Genomic DNA, 2909 nt, shown 5'->3' with positions numbered 1-2909 from the left:
CCAAGGGGCTAGACGACAAAGCGCGCGCGGTTGCGGCACGCATCGGCAAGGTGCCTGGCGTCATCGACATTGCCGACGGCCTCGCGCCACCCGGCGTCGACTGGGCGCTCGAGGTCGACCGTGCCAAGGCAGCGCAATATGGCATCAGCCCAACCGCTGTCGGCACAGTGGTGCAACTGGTGACCAACGGGCTGAAGCTTTCGGAATACCGGCCTGCCGGCGCCGACGACGCCGTCGACATCAGGCTGCGTCTGCCGGAAGACCGGCGCACGCTGTCGACGCTCGACGAGCTCAGGGTGCAGACCTCGCAAGGCTCGGTGCCGATCTCGAATTTCGTCGTGCGCAAGCCGGAGCCGACGGTCGGTATCCTCAACCGTATCGACGGCGCGCGCACGGTGGTCGTCCAGGCAAACGTTGCCGCAGGCGCCCAGGTCGCGGCCGTGCAGGCGGAGGTCACCAAGGCCGTCTCCGGGATGGATCTCGGCAGCGGCATACGTTGGAAGCTGGCCGGCTCGAACGAAGACAGCGCCGAGGCCAGCGCCTTCCTTGGCAAGGCGTTCGGGGCGGCGATCTTCCTGATCTTCCTGGTGCTGCTGATGCAGTTCAACAAATTCACCAGCGTGCTGATGGTGCTGTCCTGCGTGGTCATGGCGACGGTTGGCGTGTTCCTGGGGCTGCTGATCACAGGCGAGACCTTCGGCATCGTCATGTCGGGCATTGGCGTCATCGCTCTGGCCGGCGTGGTGGTGAACAACAACATCGTGCTGATCGACACCTATGACCGGCTGCGCGAAGAAGGCTGGGACAAGATGGACGCGGTGCTGCAGACCTGCCGCGAGCGCGCCCGGCCGGTGGTGCTGACGGCGGTGTCGGCGATCCTCGGCGTGTTGCCGATCGCCTTCGGCCTTGGGCTGGAAATCTTCCATCACGAGACGACGATCAACGCGCCGTCGACGCAATGGTGGATTTCGCTGTCCTCGGCGATCGTCTTCGGCCTGTCCTTCGCCACCTTGCTGACGCTGGTGGTGACGCCGTCGATGCTGATGATTTTCACGCGCAGCAAGAACAGCCGCTTCTATGCGTTTTTCCGCCGGCTGTTCCGGCGCGGCAAGGGAACGGTTTCGCCGACCGACAGGCCTGGCCAGGAAGCAGGCGACGAACCGGAAATCGCCTTTCCGAAAGCCGCCGAATAGACCCCATCGCCGATTTGACCGCAGAGGCCGCCCGGAACAACCGGGCGGCCTCTGCATTGTCTCTGAGCGAAACGTCGAAGCGAGGGCTTCTCATGCCGATCACCACCATCGTCATCATCGTCCTGATCCTTGTCCTCATCGGCGCGGTGCCGGCCTGGCCGCATTCGCGCTCCTGGGGTTATGGGCCGTCGGGTATTGTCGGCGTCGTGCTGGTGGTGCTCATGGTGTTGCTGTTGATGGGACGGCTCTGAGGCGCCCTCTCGTGGATTGTTCAGTGTGCAGAGGGGCGGCGCCCATGATCGCGGGAGTCAGGCAGCTTTCGCAACGCCATTCACGGTGGCAATGCCGATATCGCCAAGAGCTTCAGCAACCGCCTGATCCAACGGCGTGTGCGGGATCTCGCCGACGATGCCTTCCAGCCGTATCGAAGCCAGCTGATGCGGCTCGAAGCGCAGGTAGGACATGGAGACGATCTCGCGCCACATCGCCACGAACGGGCTGCCAGCGCGCAGCACCCACCAGGGCATCGAAGTCATCTTGAGCGGACGACCAATAGCCTTCTCGGCAGCGGCCTTGATCTGCAGATCGGTGACCGCGTGGCCCGGAAAGTTCAGCGCTTCATAGAAGCCGAGCTTGTCCAGATTGCGCGCCAGCGCGACGAAACCCACAGCGAAGTCAGGCAGATAGGCCCATTCATGCACGAGCTCGACCGGGCCAGGCGCGGTGTAGATACCTTTGTTGATCTTGGCGGCAACGATCAGGTCGAACCATGATCCGCTGCCGGTGCCGCCGAAGAAATCGCCGGCCCGCAGAAGAATGGTGCGGACGCGGCTCGCGTCGGCCTCGCGACGAAACAACTCCTCCATGGCGCAGCGGATGCGGCCCTTTTGCGTGCTCGGGTGGAAGGGTGTGTCTTCCGATATCACCGCCGGCATCGGCGAGCCGTAATTGTAAACGGTGCCGGGGAAGAGGTGCAGTGCGCCGTTCGCGTGGCAGGCGGCCATGACATTCTGCGCCATCGGCAGGCACTTGCCCCAGTCGGTGTAGATCGGGTTGAGGCCGTTGAAGACGATATCGACACCTTGCGTGGCGCGGATGAGGGCCTCGCGGTCGAGAGCGTCACCGGCAACGGCCGTGGCGCCCTTGAGTTCGGCCGGTACCTTGCCGTTGCGGGTGACGGTGCGGACCTCGTAGCCCGCGTCGATGAAGGCCTTGGCGACCACGCGGCCGAGCCGGCCACCGGCACCGAGAATTGCGATCTTGGTCATTGGAAGCACTCCTGGTTGGGATTTAGGTGGTCGGTCGGGCGATCGGTACCAGCGACAGCGCGATCGGGATCAGCGACAAGCGCGATCGGGATCAGCGGCTGCCGAAGAGGTCGCGGTTGCTGCCCTGTGTGACCGGCTTCCGGATGGCCGCATCGGGGTTGTGAATCGAAGCGGTGGTCGTGTCGTCGGTGCTGGTGGCGGCCGGCTGGCTGGCGTCGTTCGAACCAAACTTGTCGCTGCCGGCAAAAGCGGCGCTGACGGAAATGAGGATAGCGGCGGTGGTGAGAGCGATCTTGGTCATCTGAGTTCTCCTGGTAGGTGTTTGCAGTCCGTGTTGGTGTCTGCAGCTGGAATATGGGCGCTTCGAATACGAATGGAAATTGACTAAAGGTGGCGTTCTGATATTCATAAATGAATGGCAGAAATCGACTGGAACCTGATCAAGAGC

Annotated in this window: 4 protein-coding genes; 2 read left to right on the top strand and 2 right to left on the bottom strand. The window is 63.4% G+C overall.

Annotated elements, in window-relative coordinates:
* Both ENZ75_RS27095 and ENZ75_RS27090 read left to right on the top strand, forming a co-directional pair.
* The coding region (locus ENZ75_RS27095) for an efflux RND transporter permease subunit (RefSeq protein WP_164888031.1) at positions 1 to 1193 on the top strand (1193 nt) is incomplete at its 5' end.
* 92 nt (positions 1194 to 1285) lie between these two features.
* Complete coding sequence (locus tag ENZ75_RS27090) at positions 1286 to 1444, top strand: DUF3309 family protein (RefSeq protein WP_013529196.1); 159 nt, start codon at positions 1286 to 1288, stop codon at positions 1442 to 1444.
* A gap of 57 nt (positions 1445 to 1501) precedes the next feature.
* Here the strand turns inward: ENZ75_RS27090 and ENZ75_RS27085 are convergent, their stop codons facing one another.
* A complete protein-coding gene (locus ENZ75_RS27085; protein ID WP_063169178.1) occupies positions 1502 to 2461 on the bottom strand; it encodes an SDR family oxidoreductase in 960 nt (319 codons plus the stop codon).
* Between the two features lie 91 nt (positions 2462 to 2552).
* On the bottom strand, positions 2553 to 2762 hold the full coding sequence (locus tag ENZ75_RS27080) for a DUF680 domain-containing protein (RefSeq protein ID WP_063169177.1): 210 nt from the start codon (positions 2760 to 2762) through the stop codon (positions 2553 to 2555).
* Between the last annotated feature and the right edge of the window lie 147 nt (positions 2763 to 2909).

Source organism: Mesorhizobium sp. M7A.F.Ca.CA.002.04.1.1, from assembly GCF_004022805.1.
Lineage (GTDB): Bacteria > Pseudomonadota > Alphaproteobacteria > Rhizobiales > Rhizobiaceae > Mesorhizobium > Mesorhizobium ciceri.
The sequence above is the reverse complement of the archived record's forward strand: the minus strand, read 5'-3'. Positions and strand labels throughout refer to the sequence as shown.